Genomic DNA, 22,364 nt, shown 5'->3' on the forward strand with positions numbered 1-22,364 from the left:
CAATCTATCAGAAAACCGGACCCTGGACCGGTCCCTTGGGAGCGGCGGTGCTGGCCTTGGCGGAATCGAGCGCTTCGACCAGACCCGGCGTGCGGCTGTCGCGCTCGGCATAGTCGCGGGCGGACATGCCGGCGATGGTGTCGCGCTTGTCGGCATTGGCACCCTGTGCCACCAGCAGGCGGACGAGGCCGATGTCGCGCAACTGCACCGCGCGGATCAGCGGAGTTTCGCCGCTGCCATTGGTCTTGTCGACCTGGGCATTGTGCGCAAGCAGGACGCGGACGCCTTCCTCGAACCGGTTCTGCACGGCGAGCAGCAGCGGCGTGGTGCCGTTATTGTCGGCGAGGTTCGGATTGGCCCCCTTCGACAGCATGAAGTTGAGCCAGGTCGTGTCGCGGCGGCCGATGACGATGTGCAGCGCGGTTTCGCCGGTGCTGACATCGCGGCTGTTGATGACGGTCGAACCGGGCTTTTGCAGCATTTCGGTCGCCTTGTCGCCGTCGGCATCCTTCACGGCCTTGAGGAAATTATAGTTGTTGGAAAACTGGGCCTGGGCCGCCATCGGGGCCATCAGCGCGAGGGTGATCGCGGCAGGCCGCGCCAGAAACAGCCAGGTGGAAAGTCCGGTCTTCATCCCATTCTTCATCGTCGCGCGCCCCGTTCGATTTGCAAATCGGCCCATAGCAAGGCATGGCGGACGACACCATGAACAAAGCGCTGATCTCGCTCGCCCTGCCGCTTCTGGCCTTGCTGATGGCATGCAATATGGGGGCTGGCGGCAACGCATCAAGCGGCGAGAGCGAGCAGGGCAATCTGGTCGGCGCGCGCATCGGGGCGCCCTTCACCCTGACCGACCAGGACGGCAAGACCGTGCATTGGGACGATTATAAGGGCCAGTATCGGATCGTCTATTTCGGCTACACCTATTGCCCGGACGTCTGCCCGGTCGATCTGCAGCGGATCATGCAGGCGTTCAGCGCCTTCGAGAAGGCCGCGCCCGCCCGCGCCGCGAAGGTGCAGCCGATCTTCATCAGCGTCGATCCCAAGCGGGACACGCCGGCAGTGCTCAAAACCTATGTCGCGGCCTTCCACCCGCGCCTCGTCGGCCTGACCGGCACGACCGATCAGATCGCCAAGGTGGCCAAGGACTTCGTCGTCCTCTACAATGCGGAAAAGCCGGAAGGGGCGAGCGAGTATCTGGTCAGCCACAGCCGCACGCCTTATCTGTTCGGGCCGGACGGCAAGCCGATCGCGCTGGTGCCGGTCGACGATCCGGGCACGCCGGACGTGGACGAGGGGGCACCCGATATCGTGCGCACCTTCCTCGAAAAATGGGTCAAGTGACATTTGGACTTCTGGGACAAGCCTCTCGACAAGCTGAACCGCACTGAATGGGAAGCGCTGTGCGACGGTTGCGGCAAATGCTGCCTGCACAAGGCGGAGGATGAGGACACCGGCCGCATCTATCCGACCAATGTCGCCTGTCGCCTGCTCGACCGGCATAGCGGCCAGTGCACCAATTATCCCGATCGCCGGCGGTTCGTGCCCGATTGCGTGCGGCTGACCCCGGCCAAGGTGAAACAGATTAGCTGGCTGCCGCGCACCTGTGCCTATCGGCTGCGCGAGGCGGGGCTGCCGCTGCCCGAATGGCATTATCTGGTCTGCGGCGATCGCGAGGCGGTGCATCGGGCCAAGGAATCCGTGCGCGGCTGGACCGTGGCGGAGGCCGATGCGGGCGATTGGGAACATCATCTTGTCGACCGAGAGCTGTGACGCAGCAATCCTGATCGACGGCGTGGCCATGCCGGTGCGGGTGCGCCGGTCGGCACGCGCGCGCGCCTACAAGCTGACGATCGACGGGCTGCGCGGCGAATTGCGGCTGTCGCTGCCGGCGCGGGCGAACCTCAAGCGTGCGCTGGGCTGGGCGCAGGGGCACGAGGATTGGGTCCGGGCACAGATGGCGGTGACGCCGGCGGTGACGCTGCTGGGCGATGGCGCGACCTTCCCGTTGGAGGGGCGCGAGGTGCGCATCTGCTGGATTGCAGGGGCGACCCGCACGATCCGGCTGGAGGGCGACCGGCTGATCCTGGGCGGGGCGGCGGAATCGGTCGGGGCGCGGGTGCTGCGCTGGCTGAGGACGCGGGCCAAGGCCGTGCTGGAGGCGGAGACGCTGGCGATGGCGCAGGATCATGGCCTGATCGTCGCCTCGGTCGGCACCGGCGACACGCGCAGCCGCTGGGGCAGTTGCACATCGACCGGGGCGATCCGCTATAGCTGGCGCTTGATCCTGGCGCCGGCCTGGGTCCGGCGATCGACGGTTGCGCACGAGCTGGCGCATCTGCTGCACATGGACCATAGCCCGGCCTTCCACGCCGCCCATGCCCGCATCTATGGCGAGGATCCGCACCGGGCACGCGCCTGGCTCAAGGCGCATGGTGCGGGCCTGCACCGCTATCAGGTCTGAACCGATGGCGCGCCGGAAACGCTATCTGACCGCCACCATGCCGGACGGCTATGTGAAGAAGATCGGGCCGACCGCCGATCCCTTCACCCATTATTGGCGGATCGTCGCCGTGCTGGAAAATGGCAAGACCGAGGTGTTCTGGGGCCATACCCGCTCGCTGGCCGAGGCGAAGAAGAAGCGGACGGCGGCGCCCGACGGCGCGCGGATGCGGGGCTGGACATCCTATATCTTCGAGATGGTCGAACTGGTGGAAAGCGCGGATTAGCCCCGATGCGGCCAGGCGCCGTCGGCGTCGCCGCCGGGGCAGTCATGATCGGTATCGCGCGGATAGGGCAGGCCGCAGGCGCTGCAGGTGGCATAATGGCCCTGTTTGAGACCATGGCCCACCGCGACACGCTCGTCGAAGACATAGCAGTCGCCCTGCCAGCGGCTTTGCGCTTGGGGCATTTCCTCCAGATAGCGCAGGATCCCGCCCTTGAGGTGATAAACCTCTTCAAAGCCGCGCGCCTTGACCAGCGCGGTCGATTTTTCGCAGCGAATGCCCCCGGTGCAGAACATCGCGATCTTCGGGCTGCGGCCTTCGTCGCGCAGCTTGGCGGCGAAATCGTCGAACCAGGCGGGAAATTCGCGGAAGGAGCGGGTGGCCGGGTCGATCGCATTCTCGAACGTGCCGACCGCCACCTCATAGGCGTTGCGGGTGTCGATGATGACGGTGTCTGGATCGGCGATCAGCGCGTTCCAGTCCGTGGGATCGAGATGGATGCCGGCCTGGTGGGCGGGATCGAGGTCGCCCGCGCCCAGGGTCACGATCTCCGCCTTCACCTTGACCTTCATCTTGCCGAAGGGGGCGCTGTCGGCGGTCGCATATTTGACGTCGACATCGGCGCAGCCGGGCAGGGCGCGGATATGGGCGACCAGCTGGTCGATCGCATCGGCCGTACCCGCGACCGTGCCGTTGATGCCCTCGCGCGCCAGGATCAGCGTGCCACGGGTGCCAAGGTCGGCGCATAATGCGCGCAGATCGGCGGCGGTGGCCTGCGGGTCGGCGAAGGTGGCGAAACGGTAGAGGGCTGCGACGGTGAACATGGGAAGCCCTATAGGCGCTGGCGCGCGCACTTGAAAGCCGGGCGAAGAGGGCGCATAGCCGGGTGATGGTTCCCCTTTCGTTCGCAGGTCATGATTTCCTGGCGTTGCCGGAGGCGGCCCTCTTCTGGCCGGCGCAGGGCGCGCTGCTGGTGGCTGATCTGCATTTCGAGAAGGCGAGCTGGTATGCGCGCTTCGGCCAGTTCCTGCCGCCGCATGACAGCGCGGCGACGCTGGACATGATCGAGACGCTGGTGGCGCGCACCGGCGCGCGGGCGATCTGGTCCTTAGGCGACAGTTTTCATGATGCCGATGGCGCGGCGCGGCTGGACCCACGGGCGCGGGCGCGGTTGGCGGCCCTGACCGAACGGCTCGACTGGCTGTGGATAACCGGCAATCATGACGTCGGCGTGGCGCAGATGCCGGGCGGACGTCGTGCGGTCGAGGCGGAGGTGGACGGCGTCTGGCTGCGGCATGAGGCCAATCCGGCCGATCCCCGGCCGGAAATATCGGGCCATTTCCATCCCAAGCTGCGCCTGTCGCTGCGCGGCCGGCATGTATCGCGCCGCTGCTTCGTCGGATCGCCGACCAAGCTGATCCTGCCGGCGCTGGGTGCGCTGACGGGCGGGCTGGATGCAGGCCATGGCGAGATACAAAAGGCCGTCGGGCCGGGTGCAATGGCGTTGATACCCGTTTCCGACCGATTGCTGCGCTTTCCGCTGACGTAAGCAAACGCTACGGAAACCGGGCGTTAAATTGTTGCTGCTAGGCCACAGGGTCATGCAGCCATCATCACGCAACTGCGGAAAACGCGCGGAATTACGTGATATATTGCGTTATTCCGACTGTGGCAGCATAATCGCGCATAGTCCCGACCCGGCAAAAAGCCAGGCGGGCCAGGAGAGGATGCACATCATGATGCACAAGAGCCTTTGGCTGCTGTCCGCCGGTGCCGTCGCGCTGGTGGGCGCGATGCCGCTTGCCCATGCCCAGGATACCGCGCCGCAGGCGGCAGTGGACACCGAAAGCGTCGACATCATCGTTACCGCGACCCGTCGCGCCAGTCCGCTGTCCGACGTGCCGATCGCGGTATCGGCGGTCGGCCAGCAAGCGATGCAGAATAGCGGCGCCAATGATATTCGCGCGCTCAACCAGTTGGCACCGTCCCTGCTGGTCTCTTCGACCGGGACCGAGGCCAATGGTTCGGCCCGTATTCGCGGCATCGGCACAGTCGGCGACAATCCTGGCCTGGAAAGCTCGGTCGCGGTGTTCATCGACGGCGTCTATCGTTCGCGCACCGGCGCGGGCCTCAATGATCTGGGCGAGATCGAGCGGGTCGAGGTGCTGCGCGGGCCGCAGGGCACGCTGTTCGGCCGCAACGCGTCGGCGGGTTTGATCAACATCGTCAGCAAGGCGCCGGAATTCACCCTGGGCGGCATGGCCGAGGCGACCTATGGCAATTATGATTATTGGCGCCTGGCCGGGCGCATCACCGGCCCGATCGCCAAGGGGATTGCGCTGAGCCTGGACGGTGTCTGGTCTAAGCGCGACGGTTTCTACGATCTGGTCGATGCCAGCGGCAACAAGGTCGGCGACACCAATGACCGCGACCGCTATTTCCTGCGCGGTCAGGCGCTGATCGAACCCAGTGACGATCTGTCGATCCGGCTGATCGGCGATTATACCAATCGCGATGAAAGCTGCTGTGGCGCGGCCTATGTCGAAACGCGCGAACGGCGGCCGGCGACCGGCGGCGGCTATACCACCGCGCCGTTCAACCGCATCGGCGCGATTCTGGCCGGGCAGGGCAGCGTCTTCCCCGCCGATCCCTATGATCGCGAACTGACCATCAGCGAAGGGCGCGACTATGTCAGCAAGCTCAAGGATTGGGGCGTTTCGGGCGAGATCAACTATGATCTGGGCGGCGCGAAACTGACCAGCATCACCGCCTATCGCGACTATAAATCCCGCGACTATGGCGATTATGACTATTCGGGCGCCGACCTTCTCTATCGCGATCCCAACACCTATCGCCAGTTCAAGACCTTTACCCAGGAATTGCGGGCGCAGGGTTCGGCCTTCAACGAGTCGCTCGACTGGCTGGTGGGCGGCTATTACGCCAATGAGAAGCTGACGCTCGAGGATAATATCCGCTTTGGCGCCGATTATGGCCGCTTTGCTGCCTGCCGCCTGATGGCGGGCGCGGGCGTCAACAGCAACTTCACTGCGGCGCAACTGGCGGCCTGCGGCAGCGGTCTTGCCACGTCGGCGCTGATCGGCGGCACCCAGGCCAATCTCAATGCCGGCCTGACCGCCGCGCTGATCAATGCCGGGTTGCCGGCCGGCGTCGCGGCGGCGCAGGCGGGGGCGATCTCCACCGGACTTGGCAATGGCCTGCGCGCGCTGGCGGCAATCCCGGAAGGCACCGGCGACGTCGCCTCCATCTATCGGCAGAAGAGCGAGAATTGGGCGCTCTTCACCCATAATATCATCCACATCACCAAGCGGCTCGATCTGACTCTGGGCCTGCGCTACACCCATGAATCGAAGAAATTCTCTTCGGATTTCAACAACAACAATGCGACCTGCGCGGCGTTGCAGGCATCTTCGCTGCCGGCGCTGGCGACCAATGCGTCGCTGGGCAGCGCGGCGGCGCTGGCGGGCGGCATCCTGACGCTCGGCTGCCTTGGCAATGGCTCCACCACGCTCAATGCGCTCGACCTCAACGACAAGATCAGCGACGGCGAGTTCAGCGGCACGGCGGTGCTGTCGTGGAAGCCGATCGACGAGATGCTGGTCTATGGCAGCTATTCCAAGGGCTACAAGGCGGGCGGCTTCAATCTCGACCGCTTCCAGCTGGGATCGACCGGCCTGAACACGGTGCCGGCGGTCTATGCGCCGCGCACCAATGCCGATGTGACCAGCCTGCGTTTCGCCGCAGAGAAGGTCGATGCCTTTGAAATCGGCCTCAAATTTACCCAGCCGAAATGGAGTGCGAACATTGCGGCCTTCCGCCAGGAGTTCAAGAATTTCCAGCTGAACACCTTCAACGGCACCAGCTTCGTCGTGCAGAATATCAATGGCTGCGACAGTGCCCTGTCGGCGGCGCGAACCTGCGATTCCGGCGACGTCGGGCCGGGCCTGATCAGCCAGGGCGTGGAATTGGAACTGACGGCCTCACCAGTGCGCCATTTCCGCCTGACCGGCGGCCTGACCTATGCGCGGGCGAAATTCGCCAAGCGGCTGGTCGGCAGCGGCGATGGCAGTGTGCCGCTCGATCCGGCACTGTTCCTGCTGCCCGGATCGATCAACAGCAATGCGCCGCAACTGGTGACGACCGCGAGCATGGCCTGGACGCCCGACATCGGGTCCAACGGCCTGTCCGCGCTCTTCTACATCGATGGCCGCATGATGAGCGACTATAATACCGGGTCCGACCTGTTCCCGGAAAAGGCGCAGGACGGCTTTGCCGTATTCAATGCGCGTGTCGGCCTGCGGGGCAAGGATCAGCGCTGGGCAGTCGAATTCTGGGGCCAGAATATCTTCAACCAGGATTATACCCAGGTCGCCTTCAGCAGCCCGCTCCAGTCGAGCAGCCCGGCGACATCGACCACCGGCCAGTTCGCGCAGGGCGCGCCGATGGCGAACCAGCTCATCTCCGCCTATCTGGCCGAACCCCGCACCTATGGCATCACCTTGCGGGGGCGTTTCTGATCATCCCCAGGCCGCTCCGGGGGACGGGGCGGCTGAGGGGAGCGCGTTCGCCGAACAGGGCGGTGCCGACGCGAATGTCGGTGGCGCCCAGCATCAGGGCGGTTTCGAAATCGCCCGACATGCCCATCGACAGGCGCGGGAGGCCCTCTTCCCGCGCCATTTTTGCGAGCAGGGCAAAATAGGGCGCCGGTTCGACATCGGCCGGGGGCACGCACATCAGGCCGAGCAGGGGGATGTCGGCGTCGCGCGCGGCGGCGATCAGCGCCGGCACATCGGCGATCAGGCAACCGCCCTTCTGCTCTTCGGCACCGATATTCACCTGGATGAAGCAGGGCAGGCGCTTGGCCGCGGCGTCCATTGCCTTGGCGAGCGCGGTCAGCAGTGAGAGGCGATCGAGCGAATGGATGACGTCGAACAGGGCGACGGCATCGGTTGCCTTGTTCGACTGAAGCTGGCCGACCAGATGCAGGGTCAGATCCGAGAATTGCTCGCGCAGGGCGGGCCATTTGTCCTGGCTTTCCTGGACGCGGTTTTCGCCGAAGATGCGCTGGCCGGCGTGGATCAGCGGAAGGATCGCTTCGGCGGGCTGGGTCTTGGACACGGCGATCAGGTTGATGTCGTCGGCGCTGCGCTGGGTCAGGCGGGCGGCGCGGTCGATCTGGTCGCGCAGGGTGGCGAGGCGGGCCGCAGCTTCGGGGATGTCGATGGTCATGGCGGCTGCTATAGGCGATGGCCATGCACGCCCGCCACCGCAAAAAGCTGCCCGGCCTATGGCTGATGACCGATGAGCGGGTGGAGGATGCGTTGCTGCTGGCGGCGGCGGCGCGCTTGCCGCGCGGGCGGGCGGGAATCGTCTTCCGCCATTATCGCACCGAAGCGGTGAAACGGCGCGCGCTGTTCGAAGCGTTGCGAACGATCGCGCGGCGACGGCGGCTGGTGCTGATACTCGCGGGCGATGCGCGGACAGCGGCGGCCTGGCGCGCGGATGGCTGGCATGGGCGGGATGGGCCGAAAAATTTCCACAGACTTATCCACAGCCTGGCGGCGCATGATGCGCGGGAACTTCAGGCCGCGGCGCGCGCGGATATGGTCTTTCTGTCTCCTCTGTTTCCGACCCGGTCGCATCCTGGTGCCGGGGCGCTGGGGCGAGTGGGATTCGTCGCGCTTGCGCGGCAGGCGAAGGCGCCGGTAATCGCGCTGGGTGGCGTAAAGGCAGGGCACCGGCATGTGCTGCACGGAATCGGTGCGGCCGGCTGGGCGGCGATCGACGGATTGACCGGTAATATATGAATCAGGGTCATGGGGTCTAGCGCGGATGCGGGCCTAATAGCCTGTGGATAAGTCGGTTAGGTTGGAGTGATGCCGTTCATCCTGTGGAGACCCGATATGACCGAACCGACCGACGCGCGCCGATCCTTTGGCGATCTGGCGCCCCATCTGGCGGAAATGACCGACAAGACCCTGTTCGGGGATGTGTGGGCCGATCCGGCACTGTCGCCGCGCGACCGCAGCCTCATCACCATCACCAGCCTCATCTCGCTCTATCGCGGCAATGAACTGCCCTTCCATCTGCAACGGGCACTGGACAATGGGCTGACGCGCGAGGAGATCATCGCGACCATCACTCATCTGGCCTTTTATGCCGGTTGGCCGCCGGCGATGACGGCGCTTGGCATCGCGCGCAAGCTGTTCGACGATGCGCAGGACTAAGGCGGCGATGGGCGCATTGACGCTGGCCGCCTTCATGCTGGGCGTCGGGGCCGGGCGGCAGGCCAAGGCGCAGGCCGCGCCGGACAAGCCGATCGTGCGGATCGCGGAGCTGGAGATCGATCCGGCGCAGATCGAGGAGTATAAGACCTATCTGCGCGAGGAGATTGCCGCGTCGGTGGCGCAGGAACCGGGTGTTCTGTCACTGTCGGCGGTGGCGATCGCCGGGAAGCCGGCCAGCATTCGCCTGCTGGAAGTCTATGCCAGCGATGCGGCCTATCAGGCGCATCTCAAGACACCGCATTTCCTGAAATATAAGCGGGGCACCGCCGACATGGTGCAGTCACTGCGCCTGATCGAGACGGAGCCGGTCATGCTCTGTGCCAAGGGCGGCGGCAGCTATTGCTGACGCGTCGGAGCGATCGGCATCAGGCGATGCCGATCATGCTTATCCCTGCCCAAACAGGCGATCAGAATTTGAAGATGGTGCCCAGATAGACGGCCTGGTTGTCCTGGCGCTCGTCGGTCATCGGGGTCAGGCGGCCGGCCACGCTGTTGTTGTAGCGGATGCCCGCCGTCACATTCAGGTTGCGGGTCAGCGAATAGGAACTGGCCAGATCCAGCGAATAATCCTTGTCCGCGCTCGGATTGCGAACGGTCGCGGTCGGCTCCCGCCGACTTTCCAGCAGCACCTTGGTGCTGAAGCGATCCTTCTTGTCGTCATCCAGCGAGAAGTTCTTCGCATCGACCAGGGTTTCGACAGGAACCGGATCCAGCGCCTTGCGACCGGTCATTTCCGGCAGAGCAAACTTGCGCCAGCCATGCTCGCCATTCAGGCTGAAGCTGACCGGGGCGATGTTGACCGGAACTACCGAGCGGCTGGCCGCGACGCGATCGACATCGCTGGCGCGCACCATCACGGTGATCGAGCGCTGGCCGCTGAGCGAGCCGCTGGTCGGCGTGAAACGGAAATTCTGGCGACCGGCAGTGGCGGCGATCTTCGCATAGGCTGCCGCCAGCCGTGAATCCTTGGTCGTCGGCGTGAAGGAGGAAATGCTGCCCAGCGCGCCGAGCGATACCGGGGCGTCCTGATGCGGGCGAACGAGATCGGTTGCGGCGCCAAAAGCGGGCGACAGCATGAAGCCAGCGACGGCAATCGCCGAGCCTGCCAATGCCAAATGTCCCCGTGTCACGCGCATGATTCGAATCTCTTCCCCACCGGTTATTTTTCAAGACGCATTAGACACCAAAAGGCGCCATTGACCAGAGGCGCTTTCCGCTTTTTGTCTGAGCTGTTGCACAGAGCACACAGACTTCGAGAACGGATTGCGACGATCCGTGGCGTGTCGGACCCGCGCGCCCCCTTGCCCAATGGCGCGCGTCGACTATAGAAGCGGGGCGTTTTTCGTCTTTTTCAAGCTAGGACATGCCTGATGGTCCGTCGCCTTCCCGTTACCCTTTCCTCCGGTCTTCTGCTGGCTGCGCTTCTGCCGCTTGCCGCATGCGGGGGCGGCGCGAAGGAACGGCCCAAGGCCGATCTGGCCGCGTCGAAGGTCACCACCATCGGCGTCAACGCCTATCTGTGGCGCGCCAGCCTTGACACGCTGTCCTTCATGCCGATGGTGCAGACCGATTCCAACGGCGGCGTCATCGTTACCGACTGGTATACCAATCCCAACACGCCGAGTGAGCGGATGAAGGTCACCGTGTCGATCCTGGACCAGGATCTGCGGGCCGACGCGCTGCGCGTCGCTGCCAGCCGCCAGGTCAACCAGAATGGCCAGTGGGTCGATGCGCCGGTGCAGGCCGCGACGGTGCAGAAGCTGGAAGAGATCATCCTGACCAAGGCGCGCGACCTGCGCCGCATGGCGATCGGCTGAACCACCCCTTTCGGGCGCGACTGCTACGGTAACGCCCTGTTTTCAAACCATCGGGGCTGGGCTTTTACAGAGCCCAGCCCGCTTGCATTTGTAAGGACATGACATGCAAAGGCGCTTCAACCCGCTGGAGGCCGACGCCCGCTGGCAGGCCGTCTGGGACGAGAAGCAGAGCTTCAAGGCGGACGATGCCTCGACGAAGCCGCGCAGCTACGTGCTGGAGATGTTCCCCTATCCGTCGGGGCGCATCCATATCGGTCATGTCCGCAACTACTCGATGGGCGACGTGCTGGCGCGCTTCCGCCGGATGACCGGCCATGAAGTGCTGCATCCGATGGGCTGGGACGCGTTCGGCATGCCGGCCGAAAATGCGGCGATGGAAAAGAAGGTCCATCCGGGCGACTGGACCCGGTCCAACATCGCCAATATGCGCGCGCAGCTCAAAAAGCTGGGCTTTGCGATCGACTGGAGCCGCGAACTCGCCACCTGCGAGCCGGATTATTATGGCCATGAACAGGCGCTGTTCCTGGACATGCTGGAAGCAGGCCTGGTCTATCGCAAGGAAAGCCAGGTCAACTGGGATCCGGTCGACATGACCGTGCTGGCGAACGAGCAGGTGATCGACGGGCGCGGCTGGCGCTCGGGCGCGCTGGTCGAGAAGCGCAAGCTCAACCAGTGGTTCCTCAAGATCACGCAGTTCGCCGACGACCTGCTGGAGGGGCTGGGAACGCTCGACCAGTGGCCCGACAAGGTGCGGACCATGCAGGAAAACTGGATCGGCAAGTCGGTCGGCCTGCAGTTCAGCTTCAAGCCGGTCGCGCCGTTCGACAGCGCGATCGAGGTCTATTCGACCCGGCCCGACACCATCTTCGGTGCCAGCTTCGTCGCGATCGCGGCCGACCATCCGGTCGCCCAGGCCGTCGCCGCGAACAACCCCGATGCCGTTGCCTTCATCGAGAAGTGCAAGGAAGGCGGCACCACCGCCGCCGAGCTGGAAACGGCGGAGAAGCTGGGCTTCGACACCGGCCTGACGGTGGCGCATCCGTTCGATCCGGAATGGCATCTGCCCGTCTTCATCGCCAATTTCGTGCTGATGGACTATGGCACCGGCGCCGTGATGGGCGTGCCCGCGCATGACCAGCGCGACCTCGACTTCGCGCGCAAATATATGCTGCCGGTCGAGCGCGTCGTCGCGCCGGAGGGCGAAGCCGACAAGCCGATCCATGACGAGGCCTATACCGGCCCCGGCCATCTGGTGAACTCGCGCTTCCTGGATGGCATGGCCGTCGAAGCCGCCAAGGCCGCCGTCATCGCCCGCGCCGAAGGTGAAGGCTGGGGTGCGGGCAAGACCGTGTTCCGCCTGCGCGACTGGGGCGTGTCGCGCCAGCGTTACTGGGGCACCCCGATCCCGGTCATCCATTGTGATGATTGTGGCGTGGTGGGCGTGCCCAAGGACCAGCTGCCGGTGAAGCTGCCCGAGGATGTGACCTTCGACATTCCCGGCAACCCGCTGGACCGCCACCCGAGCTGGAAGCATGTCGATTGCCCGTCCTGCGGCAAGGCAGCGCGGCGCGAGACCGACACGCTCGACACCTTCGCGGATTCGAGCTGGTATTTCATCCGCTTCGCCAGCCAGCCCGACGACAAGCCGTTCGATCGTGCGACCGTCGAGCAGTGGTTGCCGGTCGGCCAGTATATTGGCGGCGTGGAACATGCGATCCTGCATCTTCTCTACGCCCGCTTCTGGACCCGCGCGCTGCAGCATATGGGCCAGCTGGGTTTTGCCGAGCCCTTCACCGGCCTGTTCACCCAGGGCATGGTGACGCACGAGACCTATAAGGCCGGCGATGGCAGCTGGCTGTCGCCGCAGGAAATCAAGAAGTCCGGCGACGACTATGTCCATATCGAGAGCGGTGCGCCGGTCACGGTCGGTCGCGTCGAGAAGATGTCCAAGTCGAAGAAGAATGTCGTCGATCCCGATGACATCATCGAACAATATGGTGCCGACGCCGTGCGCTGGTTCATGCTGTCGGACAGCCCGCCCGAGCGCGACCTGCCCTGGACCGAGGCGGGCATCGAGGGCAGCTGGCGCTTCGTCAACCGCGTCTGGCGCCTGTTCGGCGAAGCCGATGCGGCAGCCGAAGGCCAGGACAAGGCTCTGGATCGCAAGCTGCACCAGACGATCGACGGCGTCGCCAAGGATATCGAGGCGCTGGGCTTCAACAAGGCCGTCGCCAAGATCTATGAGCTGGTGAACGCAATCGAGAAGGCCAAGCCGTCGGCCAGCCGTACCGCGGCGATCCGCGCGCTGGCGCTGCTGGTCGCGCCGATGACGCCGCATCTGGCCGAAGAGGGCTGGGCCGAGATGGCGCAGGACGGCCTGATAGCCGAAGCCGCCTGGCCGGCGGTCGATCCGGCGCTGCTGGTCGAGGACGAAGTGACCATCGCCTGCCAGGTGATGGGCAAGCTGCGCGACACCATCACCGTGCCCAAGGGCACGCCCAAGGATGAGCTGGAAAAGCTGGCGCTGGCTGCGCCGAACGTCGTTCGCACGCTGGATGGCGCCATCCCCAAGAAGGTGATCGTGGTGCCCGATCGTCTGGTCAATCTGGTCATCTGACCTGTGCCCGTCACCCCGACCTTTGGTTCGACAAGGGCGGGGGGACGGGATAAGGATCATGCCCATGAAGCGCATTCTTCCCCTCGTCGCCCTGACTCTTCTCACCGCGCCCCTTCTTACCGCCTGCGGGCTGCGCCCGGTCTATGGCGGCGGCAGCCATGGCGCGGTGGCGCAGGGGCTGGGCCATGTCGAGGTGCAGGATATTGCAGGCAAGAGCGGCTGGCTGATGCGCAATGCGCTCAACGACCGGCTGGGTGCGATCAGCAATGGCTCCGGCCCCAGCTACAGGCTGGTGGTCAAGCTGGATGACCAGATCAGCGGCTTTGGTCTGCGGTCCGACGCTGCGATCACCCGTGAACGGCGGACGCTGCGTGCGCGCTATCAGTTGATCGATGAAGCGACCGGCGCGCAGGTGCTGGACGATAGCGCCAGTTCCGACGCGGGCATCAACGCGACGTCGAGTGAATATGCGACGATCGCGGCCGAAGATACGGCGCTGGAGCGGCTGTCGCAGATCGTTGCCGACCAGATCGTCACCCGCCTGGCGCTGTATGCGACGCGCAAGGAAGCGGGACAGACTTCGGCATCGGCGCCGGCCGCGCAGTGAAGGCCCGGACGTGAAGGCCAATCGCGGACAGATTGAAAAGGCGCTCGACGCGCCGACGCCCGACATTCGTTTCTTCCTGCTCTATGGCCCTGATGAGGCCGGCAGCAGTGCGCTGGCCAAGCGGCTGGAGCGGGCGATGGGGCCGGGCGCCGAGCGAGTCGACCTGGACGTGGCGACGCTGCGCGAGGATCCGGCACGGCTGGCCGACGAGGCGGCGTCCTTCTCCATGTTCGGTGACAAGCGCTGGATCCGCATCAACGGCACGGGTGATGAATCGCTGCCGGCGGTGACCGCGTTGCTGGAAGCCGAAGCGGCCGGCAATCCGGTGATCGCGATTGCCGGCGCGCTCAAGGCGACGTCGAAACTGGTCAAGCTGGCGCAGGACCATAAGGGCTGCATGGCCTTCATCTCTTACCAGCCCGATGCGCGCGAGGCGGAGCAGATCGCCATGGCCATCGCGCGCGAAAATGGTCTGCGCTTGCCGCAGGAACTGGCCCGGCGGATCGTCGACCTGGCCAATGGCGATCGTGCGTTGATGGGCGGCGAGATCGAGAAGCTGGTGCTCTATCTCGACGCCGCGCCGGAACAGCCGCGCGAGGGGACGGCGGAGGCGCTGGACGCGCTGTCGGCCGACAATCCCGATTCCGATGCCGCGCCGCTGGTCAATGCGGTGCTGGGCGGCGACCTCAGGGCGATGCATAAGGAACTCAACAATCTGGCGGAGATCGGCGCGGCCATGGCGTCGGTGATCCGGCCGCTGCTGACCCGTGCCATGCTGATCGCCAATATCCGCGCCGATTTCGACAGCAGCGGGCGGCTGGAGGCGGCGGTGGATTCGGCCGGAAAGGCGGTCTTCTGGAAGGAGAAGGGGCTGGTCACCCGTCAGGTGCGGCTGTGGGACGCGACCGGTATCGCCCGCGTCATCCAGCGTCTGGCCCAGGCCGAACGGTCCAGCCGTGGCGGCAAGGGGCTGGGCGACCTGCTGGTGCGGCACGAACTGCTCGCGATCACACGGCAAGCGGCGCGCGAACGGGCCTGATCGCGGGCTTGATAAGCATCCGGGTGGACGCCATATTGCGGCCATGGAAAAGCTGGACCTGAGCGAAGCCGAATGGCGTGCGCGCCTTTCCCCCGAACAATATCATGTGCTGCGCGAAGCGGGCACCGAACGCGCTTTCACTGGCAAATATAACAGCAACAAGGCCGATGGCGTCTATTTTTGCGCTGGCTGTGGCACGGAGCTGTTCGATGCCGAGGAAAAATATGACAGCGGGTCGGGCTGGCCCAGCTTCACTGCGCCGGTCGATATCGACGCGGTCGAGGAAATTCGCGACGCCAGCCATGGCATGATGCGGACCGAAGTCCGCTGTGCCACCTGCGAAGGCCATCTGGGCCATGTCTTTCCCGATGGTCCCGGCGTTAACGGCCTGCGTTACTGCATGAACAGCGCATCGCTGGACTTCAAACCGCGCGGCGACGCGGAATAAGGACAGGCCGGCACTGTGGTCGGGCGCAACTCGCTGTCCGGCGCGGCGCTTTCGGCTGTCCGCCAATGATATTCATCGCGGGTAAAGCCGCATCATCCTTACAGACCGGGGAGTTTTCCGGACGAGCGCCCTGATTTGCGCTGGTCCGGGCCGGTAATAGCGCGTATCCGGGGCGGCAAATGGCACGATCTGACAAGAGCAAGAAGGCGCCGGGCAAGGCGAAGAAATGGCTGGTGCGCGGGCTCAAGATCGGTCTGGTCGGCGCCGTCGCCGGATTGGTCGCGATCGGCGTGGCCGTGTTCATCGCGATGCAGTCGCTGCCCGACTATAACAGTCTCAAATCCTCGCCCAATGGCCAGATGATCCGCGTCCATGCGGCGGACGGATCGGTCATCGTATCCCTGGGGCCGAGCTTTGGCCGCTGGCTGAGCTATGACCAGATTCCATCGGTCATGGTCGACGCGATGGTGTCGACCGAGGATCGGCGTTTCTACATGCACCCCGGCGTCGATCCGGTCGGCATGGCACGCGCGGCCTGGGTCGCGCTGGAACGGCGCGGCAGCGGCCGGCGTTGGCAGGGGGCGTCGACCATCACCCAGCAGGTCGCGCGCAACATCTTCCTCAACAACAGCTATAGCTGGGGCCGCAAGGTCCGCGAGATGGTGCTGGCGATGGCGCTGGAGCGCAAATTCTCCAAGCAGCAGATCCTGGAACTCTATCTCAACAAGGTTTATTTCGGCGGCGGGGCCTATGGCATTGATGCGGCCAGCCGCAAATTCTTCGGCCATCCCGCACAGAGCCTGGACCTGCCCGAGGCGGCGATCATCGCCGGCCTGGTGAAGGCGCCGTCCAGCTACTCCCCCACCGCCGATGCCGAGGCCGCGATCGGCCGCGCCGGCGTGGTGCTCGACCTGATGCAGGAAAATGGCAAGATCAGCGCTGCTGATCATGCCAATGCCAATCTGGCCGGCGTCCGCATGGCGCCCGAGCCGCCGCAGAACAGCGTGCGCTACTTCACCGACTGGGCGCTGCCGCAGCTCGATACGCTGATCGACGAGCCCAATGAGCCGCTGGAAGTCTATACCACCATCGACCTTGGCATGCAGAATGCGGCGACCGCCGCGGTGAAGGCCAATGTGTCGAACGGCATGCAGGGCGCGCTGGTCAGCCTGGACCGCGACGGCGCGGTGCGCGCCATGGTCGGCGGACTCGACTATGTGACGTCCAACTATAATCGCGCGACGACCGCCGTGCGCCAGCCGGGGTCAGCCTGGAAGATATTCGTCTATATGGCGGCGCTGGAGGCGGGCTATACCCCGGACACCGGCGTTACCGACGAGCCGGTGACGATCAATGGCTGGAGCCCGCGCAACAGCAATGGCCGCTTTGCCGGCGCGATCGATATCCGCACGGCCTTTGCCTATTCGATCAACACGGTCGCGGCGAAGCTGGGCGTGGAGGTCGGCTTCCCGACCGTCGCCGACATGGCGCGCCGCTTCGGCATCACCACGCCGATCAACACCCACCCCTCGATGGTGCTGGGCACGTCGGATGTGCGGCTGATCGACATGACCCGTGCCTTCGCCTCGATCGCGCGCAAGGGCGTGGCGGTGACCCCTTATGGCATCACCAAGGTGACGACCGCCGACGGACGGATGCTCTACCAGCATCAGGATGACACCAGCCGTGTGCTGGTGGCGCCCTGGGTCGCGGCGGGCATGACCGACCTGATGCAGACCGCGGTCAGCACCGGCACCGGCAGGGCAGCGCAGATCGGTCGCCCGGTCGCGGGCAAGACCGGCACCACCAACAGCGGCAAGGATGGCTGGTTCCTGGGCTTTTCCAGCGGCATCACCACCGGCGTCTGGGTCGGCCGCGATGACGCCAAGGCGGTGCCTTCGCTCTATGGCGGTCGCGCGCCTGCCCACGCCTTTGCCGATTATATGAAGGTCGCCGTCGCCAAGCGTCCCGTGGAGCAGTTCGAGACCCAGGTCACCCTGCCCGAATGGCAGCTGGAGCCGGACGAGGAGGCCTATTATGGCCAGCCGGATAACGGCATGGAAGGCGGCATGATGGTCGATGAAAATGGCCTGCCGATCGACCGTGCCCGGCCCGCTGGCAGCGAGGCGGAGGATGAGGAGGATACGGCGCAACCCGATCCGGCCGATCGCCCTGCGCCGCCGCGCCTGGACCAGCAATGGATCGACAATGTGCTGGGCCGCACGCCGCGCCAGCGCCAGCCGGCCCAGCAGCGCCCGGACAATCCCTGATCCGGTTTCTCATCGCCCCTGATGGGGCGCTGAGGCCGCAAGCCGGACCGGATCGAGCGCGCCGGTGTCGGGCAGCAGGAAGTCCACCTTGCCCCGGCCAAAGTCGATCGCCACCCGATCGAACAGCCGCAGCGCGTTCATCCCCAGCATCAGTGCCGGCTTGTCGGCAAGGCCCAGTTCGGCGAAGGGGCTGGCCTCGGCGAACAGCACCGGCACGCCGGTCAGCTTGACCCGGCCCATGCGCACGAAATCCAGCCGTCCGACATCGCCGGTCAGCGTATCGCCCGTCACGCTGATCAGGCTGGCCTGCAGCAGTGCGGGCGCGCGTTTCTTGCGGATCAGCTTGTCGCGCAGCGCCAGATTGCCGACGCTGAAATTGGCGCCGGTATCCAGGATGATGTTCACCTTCATCCCGTTGACGTCGGAATCGATAAGGATCAGCTGCCCCTTGCGCCGCCGCGCCTCGACGATGATCGCGTCGGGGTCGCGCGGGGGCAGGCGGCGGCTTTCGCTGATCTCCATCCGGCCGGTACGGAAATTGAGCAGTACGCGCTTGGCGTGCAGGCTGTCGAGACCGAGCAGCCCGGCGGCGCCCAGATGCTCGCCGTTCAGCACCGGTGCCTCGATATCGTCCACCGTCGATCCCCCGAAGCCGAGCCGGGGGACGGCGACGGTCGGCACCTGCGCCTTGCCGGTCATGCTGAGGATGGTGACGATCCGCCGATTGGGCAAAGCGAGACGGTCGGCCAGGTCGCGGGCGATGACGGTGCGTTGCGAGCCGGTATCGATGACGAAGTTCCACGGTCCCTTGCCGCCGATGCTGATGGGAATGGTGACACGATCGTCGAGCGAGGGACCGGTGCGGACGACGGTGGGCGGTATGTCGGGATCAAGCGGGGGGCTGTCCTGCGCTGCTAGCGGCAGCGCGATAAGCGCGCCCGTGGCGATCGCCAGCAGGGCACGGAAATAACGCATCTCCTCATCCTTCCGATATTTTATGTCGCATCATATCACGCGGCAGGACATGGCGTCCATCGCCGCAGATGGGGCACCACCTGTCGAAAACCGCCGCATAGCTCCCAAATTCAGGCGGAATAGGGAAATGTCCTCGCTTGACTTGCAGGCAGCGCGGTCGCTAAACGCCAATCATATCCCTCGCCCGTCCGGCGCGAGGCCTTCCCGAGACATCGACCGGGCCAATTCTCCCTTATTTACCCGGCTATTCTATCCCTCACTCCATCGGACCGACTCGCAATGCATCTCAAGGACCTCAAGAAACAGCCGCCTGCCGACCTCGTCACCATGGCCGAGGAACTGGGCGTCGAGGGCGCATCGACCCTGCGCAAGCAGGATTTGATGTTCGCCATCCTGAAGGCCGAGGCCGAAAATGGCGAACAGATCATGGGAGAGGGCACGATCGAGGTGCTGCCCGACGGCTTCGGCTTCCTGCGCAGCCCGGAAGCCAATTTCCTGGCTGGTCCCGACGACATCTATGTCTCGCCCAACCAGGTTCGCCGCTTCGGCCTGCGCACCGGCGACACGGTGGAAGGTGAAATTCGCGCGCCCAAGGACGGCGAGCGCTATTTTGCCCTGACCAAGCTGCTGTCGATCAATTTCGATGACCCCGATGTCGTCCGTCATCGCGTCAATTTTGACAATCTGACGCCGCTCTATCCCGAGCAGAAGCTGCGCCTCGACACGCTCGACCCGACCATCAAGGACAAGTCGGCCCGTGTCATCGATATCGTTTCGCCGCAGGGCAAGGGCCAGCGCACGCTGATCGTCGCGCCGCCGCGCGTCGGCAAGACGGTGATGCTGCAGAACATCGCCAAGGCCATCACCGACAATCATCCCGAAGTCTTCCTGATCGTCCTGCTGATCGACGAGCGTCCGGAAGAAGTCACCGACATGCAGCGCAGCGTGAAGGGCGAAGTCGTCTCCTCGACCTTCGACGAGCCTGCCACCCGCCACGTCCAGGTCGCTGAAATGGTGATCGAGAAGGCCAAGCGTCTGGTCGAGCACAAGAAGGATGTCGTCATCCTGCTCGACTCGATCACCCGTCTCGGCCGCGCCTACAACACTGTCGTGCCCTCGTCGGGCAAGGTGCTGACCGGCGGTGTCGACGCCAACGCGCTGCAGCGCCCGAAGCGCTTCTTCGGCGCCGCGCGCAACATCGAGGAAGGCGGCTCGCTCTCGATCATCGCGACCGCACTGATCGACACCGGCAGTCGCATGGACGAAGTCATCTTCGAAGAGTTCAAGGGCACCGGCAACTCGGAAATCGTGCTGGACCGCAAGGTCGCGGACAAGCGCATCTTCCCGGCGCTGGACGTCGGCAAGTCCGGCACCCGCAAGGAAGAGCTGCTGGTCGAGAAGCCGACGCTCAGCAAGATGTGGGTGCTGCGCCGCATCCTCATGCAGATGGGCACGGTCGACGCGATGGAGTTCCTGCTCGACAAGATGAAGGATTCCAAGACCAACGAAGATTTCTTCGCGACCATGAACCAGTAAGCGTCGGGACGGCTGCGCGGATGTGCAGCCACCCCGCCATATATTTTGCGGTGAGAGCCGGGCCATGTATATGGTCCGGCTCTCTTCATTTTCACATATAGGGACGTTAGGCCGTCATGCTCGACCTTATCGCCACCGCCGCTTCGGCCGCACAGGGGTTCGGTTCCCCCGCGGATATCTGGCAGCATATCGTCAACGACTTCAGCAATATCGGGACGCCCAGCGCCCTGGCCGCCTTTGGCCAGGTGCTGATGATCGATATCCTGCTGGCGGGCGACAATGCGATTGTCGTCGGTGCGCTGGCCGCCGGCCTGCCGCCCAAGCAGCGCCAGCAGGTGATCCTGATCGGCATCATCGCGGCGCTGGTGCTGCGCATCGGCTTTGCGCTGGTGGTCAGCCAGCTGATGCAGATTGTCGGCCTCATCCTGGCTGGCGGCCTGTTGCTGCTGTGGGTCAGTTGGAAGATGTGGCGCGAATTGCGGCCAAATGCCGGGGCGCACACGCCTGATGATCCGAGCGATGATGATGTGTCGGGCCTGCACCCGGCCAAGAGCTTCGCTGCCGCTGCCTGGTCGGTGGCGATCGCCGATGTCAGCATGAGCCTGGACAATGTACTGGCTGTGGCCGGCGCGGCGCGCGAGCATCCCGGTATCCTGATCATCGGCCTGATCCTATCGGTCGCGATGATGGGCATCGCGGCGAACATCATTGCCAAATATATCGAGCGCTTCCGCTGGCTGGCCTATATCGGCCTTGCGGTGATCGTCTATGTCGCCTGTTCGATGATCTATGACGGCATCATGGACCGGTCGGTCGGCGTGCTGACGCTCTTCTGATCGACCGTAGAATCGGTTGGAAATCGGCCCGCCCGCGCTCAGTCGTCGGCGGGCCTTTTCATGCCGACTGGGCGCCAGGGGTGGCCGATCCAGCGCGAGACGGCATCGCGCAGGCCCCAGCGCAGGTTGATGCGCCGTTCGGTGATGCCTGGCAGGCTCCACAGGTCGAGGCCCACCAGCGGGCGGAAGGGGTTGCGCCGGCCATAGGCCCAGAGTTCGACGCGGGTAGAGCGCTGCGCTGCTTCGCCCCGCGCATGGAAGCCAAATGTGTCGGCGATCACCAATGTGTTGGCAGGGACTGGAAACTGGCGCGGCGGTGGCAGGCCAAGACCGGCCAGCTCGGCTTCCTGGATTCGCAGCGATCCGCGCGCCGACAGACGGCAATCGCCATCACGCGCTGTCAGGCTGCGCTGTTTCTCCCACGCCGCACGCGCGGGGGTCAGCCGGTGTGATCCGGGGACATAGGTAAAGGGGCCACCTTCGGCCGGGACGTCCTCCAGGAACAGCCAGGCCTTCATTGCGGGATGGAAGGTGTCGGCATGCAGTTGGGTCTGCGGGTCGGGGGCGCCTTCCCGCCGGTGGGTGAGAATGGTCTGGATGTAGATCAGCGGCTCGACATTGAATCCGGCCGCATAGCGCGCCAGCGCACGCCAGCGAGGATGATCGAGAAAGTGCGCCGCTGCCGGCATGGCGTGCCGGGCAGCGCCGTCCAGGGCGAAGCGGCGGGTGATGGTATGACCCTGCGCCATTTCACGTGGAACAGCCTGATAGGCGGCAATCTGCTCGCGCAGGGCAGCAAACTGCTCCGGCGGCAGGAAATCGCGAATCTCGATGAAACCGTCGCGATCAAAGGCATGACGATCGGCTGCGGAAAGATCTGCAGCGAGACGCGAGCGACGACGGGCTGTCATCCATTGGGCGAGCCTGACGCGCCCAATATGGAGGCCCAGTGCATTGAGCCGGGACGAGCCGATCAGAGGATTGTCGAGAAAGGATTTGGCGCCGGTCGCCAGCTGCACGGTCCACCATGGTAGCAGGATCAGCTTGGCCAATCGGGACATGTTCTTGTTCTTTCGGGACGGCGACATCTCTCGTCGAATACTGCAAATGACGATCAATAGGGAAGGGTGGGCAGATTGCCTGCCCAAAAAAAGGGACGGCATGTGTAGTGTAATGCCGCCCCTGATG

Annotated in this window: 23 protein-coding genes; 17 read left to right on the forward strand and 6 right to left on the reverse strand. The window is 64.8% G+C overall.

What is annotated here, in order from left to right:
* Positions 1–7: 7 nt before the first annotated feature.
* The gene (locus GGQ90_RS17975) at positions 8–634 is read right to left on the reverse strand and encodes an ankyrin repeat domain-containing protein (protein WP_246428303.1); all 627 of its coding nucleotides are present in this window, start codon (positions 632–634) and stop codon (positions 8–10) included.
* A gap of 56 nt (positions 635–690) precedes the next feature.
* Here GGQ90_RS17975 and GGQ90_RS17980 point away from each other — a divergent pair, with 56 nt between their 5' ends.
* Genes GGQ90_RS17980 through GGQ90_RS17995 form a run of 4 tightly spaced genes read left to right on the forward strand, consistent with a single transcriptional unit; the run spans position 691 to position 2,729 of the window.
* Complete coding sequence (locus tag GGQ90_RS17980) at positions 691–1,344, forward strand: SCO family protein (protein ID WP_188083353.1); 654 nt, start codon at positions 691–693, stop codon at positions 1,342–1,344.
* Between the two features lie 3 nt (positions 1,345–1,347).
* Positions 1,348–1,773 carry a YcgN family cysteine cluster protein gene (locus GGQ90_RS17985; protein ID WP_188083354.1) on the forward strand — a complete coding sequence of 142 codons (426 nt, stop codon included), beginning with the start codon at positions 1,348–1,350 and terminating at the stop codon, positions 1,771–1,773.
* Positions 1,730–2,464 (forward strand): M48 family metallopeptidase, encoded by a 735-nt coding sequence (locus tag GGQ90_RS17990; RefSeq protein ID WP_188083355.1) that lies wholly within the window; start codon positions 1,730–1,732, stop codon positions 2,462–2,464. Before GGQ90_RS17985 ends, GGQ90_RS17990 begins: the two co-directional genes overlap by 44 nt.
* 4 nt (positions 2,465–2,468) lie before the next feature.
* Entirely contained in the window at positions 2,469–2,729 is a 261-nt protein-coding gene (locus tag GGQ90_RS17995) for a hypothetical protein (protein ID WP_188083356.1), read from the forward strand.
* Here the strand turns inward: GGQ90_RS17995 and trhO are convergent.
* Positions 2,726–3,550, reverse strand: coding sequence for an oxygen-dependent tRNA uridine(34) hydroxylase TrhO (trhO, locus tag GGQ90_RS18000; RefSeq protein WP_188083357.1), 825 nt, complete (start codon positions 3,548–3,550; stop codon positions 2,726–2,728). The genes GGQ90_RS17995 and trhO overlap by 4 nt on opposite strands.
* Before the next feature lie 65 nt (positions 3,551–3,615).
* Between trhO and pdeM the strand changes: the two genes are divergently transcribed.
* Both pdeM and GGQ90_RS18010 read left to right on the forward strand, forming a co-directional pair.
* Positions 3,616–4,275, forward strand: coding sequence for a ligase-associated DNA damage response endonuclease PdeM (pdeM, locus tag GGQ90_RS18005; RefSeq protein WP_188083411.1), 660 nt, complete (start codon positions 3,616–3,618; stop codon positions 4,273–4,275).
* 190 nt (positions 4,276–4,465) lie between these two features.
* Complete coding sequence (locus tag GGQ90_RS18010; protein ID WP_188083412.1) at positions 4,466–7,261, forward strand: TonB-dependent receptor; 2,796 nt, start codon at positions 4,466–4,468, stop codon at positions 7,259–7,261.
* Here GGQ90_RS18010 and GGQ90_RS18015 read toward each other — a convergent pair.
* Complete coding sequence (locus GGQ90_RS18015) at positions 7,239–7,973, reverse strand: YggS family pyridoxal phosphate-dependent enzyme (protein ID WP_188083358.1); 735 nt, start codon at positions 7,971–7,973, stop codon at positions 7,239–7,241. The genes GGQ90_RS18010 and GGQ90_RS18015 overlap by 23 nt on opposite strands.
* Positions 7,974–7,996: 23 nt before the next feature.
* Between GGQ90_RS18015 and GGQ90_RS18020 the strand changes: the two genes are divergently transcribed.
* The 3 genes from GGQ90_RS18020 (at position 7,997) to GGQ90_RS18030 (ending at position 9,377) form a co-directional block, all read left to right on the forward strand.
* On the forward strand, positions 7,997–8,551 hold the full coding sequence (locus GGQ90_RS18020) for a thiamine phosphate synthase (protein WP_188083359.1): 555 nt from the start codon (positions 7,997–7,999) through the stop codon (positions 8,549–8,551).
* Between the two features lie 96 nt (positions 8,552–8,647).
* A complete protein-coding gene (locus tag GGQ90_RS18025) occupies positions 8,648–8,971 on the forward strand; it encodes a carboxymuconolactone decarboxylase family protein (RefSeq protein ID WP_188083360.1) in 324 nt (107 codons plus the stop codon).
* Positions 8,958–9,377, forward strand: coding sequence for a putative quinol monooxygenase (locus GGQ90_RS18030; protein ID WP_246428304.1), 420 nt, complete (start codon positions 8,958–8,960; stop codon positions 9,375–9,377). The genes GGQ90_RS18025 and GGQ90_RS18030 overlap by 14 nt, the downstream gene beginning before the upstream one ends.
* 61 nt (positions 9,378–9,438) lie before the next feature.
* Here the strand turns inward: GGQ90_RS18030 and GGQ90_RS18035 are convergent, their stop codons facing one another.
* Positions 9,439–10,167: a hypothetical protein gene (locus GGQ90_RS18035; protein ID WP_188083361.1), complete on the reverse strand. Its 729-nt coding sequence runs from the start codon at positions 10,165–10,167 to the stop codon at positions 9,439–9,441.
* A gap of 234 nt (positions 10,168–10,401) precedes the next feature.
* Between GGQ90_RS18035 and GGQ90_RS18040 the strand changes: the two genes are divergently transcribed.
* The 6 genes from GGQ90_RS18040 to GGQ90_RS18065 all read left to right on the forward strand — a co-directional run bounded on the left by GGQ90_RS18040 (position 10,402) and on the right by GGQ90_RS18065 (position 17,829).
* A complete protein-coding gene (locus tag GGQ90_RS18040) occupies positions 10,402–10,848 on the forward strand; it encodes a DUF3576 domain-containing protein (RefSeq protein WP_004209178.1) in 447 nt (148 codons plus the stop codon).
* Between the two features lie 103 nt (positions 10,849–10,951).
* On the forward strand, positions 10,952–13,465 hold the full coding sequence (gene leuS / locus GGQ90_RS18045; RefSeq protein ID WP_188083362.1) for a leucine--tRNA ligase: 2,514 nt from the start codon (positions 10,952–10,954) through the stop codon (positions 13,463–13,465).
* A 64-nt stretch (positions 13,466–13,529) separates the two neighbouring features.
* Positions 13,530–14,072, forward strand: a complete 543-nt coding sequence (lptE, locus tag GGQ90_RS18050; RefSeq protein WP_188083363.1) for an LPS assembly lipoprotein LptE — start codon at positions 13,530–13,532, stop codon at positions 14,070–14,072.
* Positions 14,073–14,082: 10 nt separating this feature from the next.
* The gene (gene holA / locus GGQ90_RS18055) at positions 14,083–15,111 is read left to right on the forward strand and encodes a DNA polymerase III subunit delta (RefSeq protein WP_188083364.1); all 1,029 of its coding nucleotides are present in this window, start codon (positions 14,083–14,085) and stop codon (positions 15,109–15,111) included.
* A gap of 43 nt (positions 15,112–15,154) precedes the next feature.
* Complete coding sequence (msrB, locus tag GGQ90_RS18060) at positions 15,155–15,559, forward strand: peptide-methionine (R)-S-oxide reductase MsrB (protein WP_188083365.1); 405 nt, start codon at positions 15,155–15,157, stop codon at positions 15,557–15,559.
* A gap of 179 nt (positions 15,560–15,738) precedes the next feature.
* On the forward strand, positions 15,739–17,829 hold the full coding sequence (locus tag GGQ90_RS18065; protein WP_188083366.1) for a transglycosylase domain-containing protein: 2,091 nt from the start codon (positions 15,739–15,741) through the stop codon (positions 17,827–17,829).
* Positions 17,830–17,838: 9 nt separating this feature from the next.
* Here the strand turns inward: GGQ90_RS18065 and GGQ90_RS18070 are convergent, their stop codons facing one another.
* Positions 17,839–18,804 carry a retroviral-like aspartic protease family protein gene (locus GGQ90_RS18070; RefSeq protein ID WP_188083367.1) on the reverse strand — a complete coding sequence of 322 codons (966 nt, stop codon included), beginning with the start codon at positions 18,802–18,804 and terminating at the stop codon, positions 17,839–17,841.
* Positions 18,805–19,083: 279 nt separating this feature from the next.
* On the opposite strand from GGQ90_RS18070, the gene rho reads away from it, so the two are divergent.
* Both rho and GGQ90_RS18080 read left to right on the forward strand, forming a co-directional pair.
* Entirely contained in the window at positions 19,084–20,340 is a 1,257-nt protein-coding gene (rho, locus tag GGQ90_RS18075) for a transcription termination factor Rho (RefSeq protein WP_188083368.1), read from the forward strand.
* Positions 20,341–20,456: 116 nt separating this feature from the next.
* Positions 20,457–21,176, forward strand: a complete 720-nt coding sequence (locus GGQ90_RS18080; protein WP_188083369.1) for a YjbE family putative metal transport protein — start codon at positions 20,457–20,459, stop codon at positions 21,174–21,176.
* A gap of 38 nt (positions 21,177–21,214) precedes the next feature.
* Here GGQ90_RS18080 and GGQ90_RS18085 read toward each other — a convergent pair whose 3' ends face one another.
* Entirely contained in the window at positions 21,215–22,237 is a 1,023-nt protein-coding gene (locus GGQ90_RS18085; protein ID WP_188083370.1) for a phytanoyl-CoA dioxygenase family protein, read from the reverse strand.
* Positions 22,238–22,364 lie beyond the last annotated feature (127 nt).

The organism is Sphingobium scionense (assembly GCF_014197035.1).
Taxonomy (GTDB): domain Bacteria; phylum Pseudomonadota; class Alphaproteobacteria; order Sphingomonadales; family Sphingomonadaceae; genus Sphingobium; species Sphingobium scionense.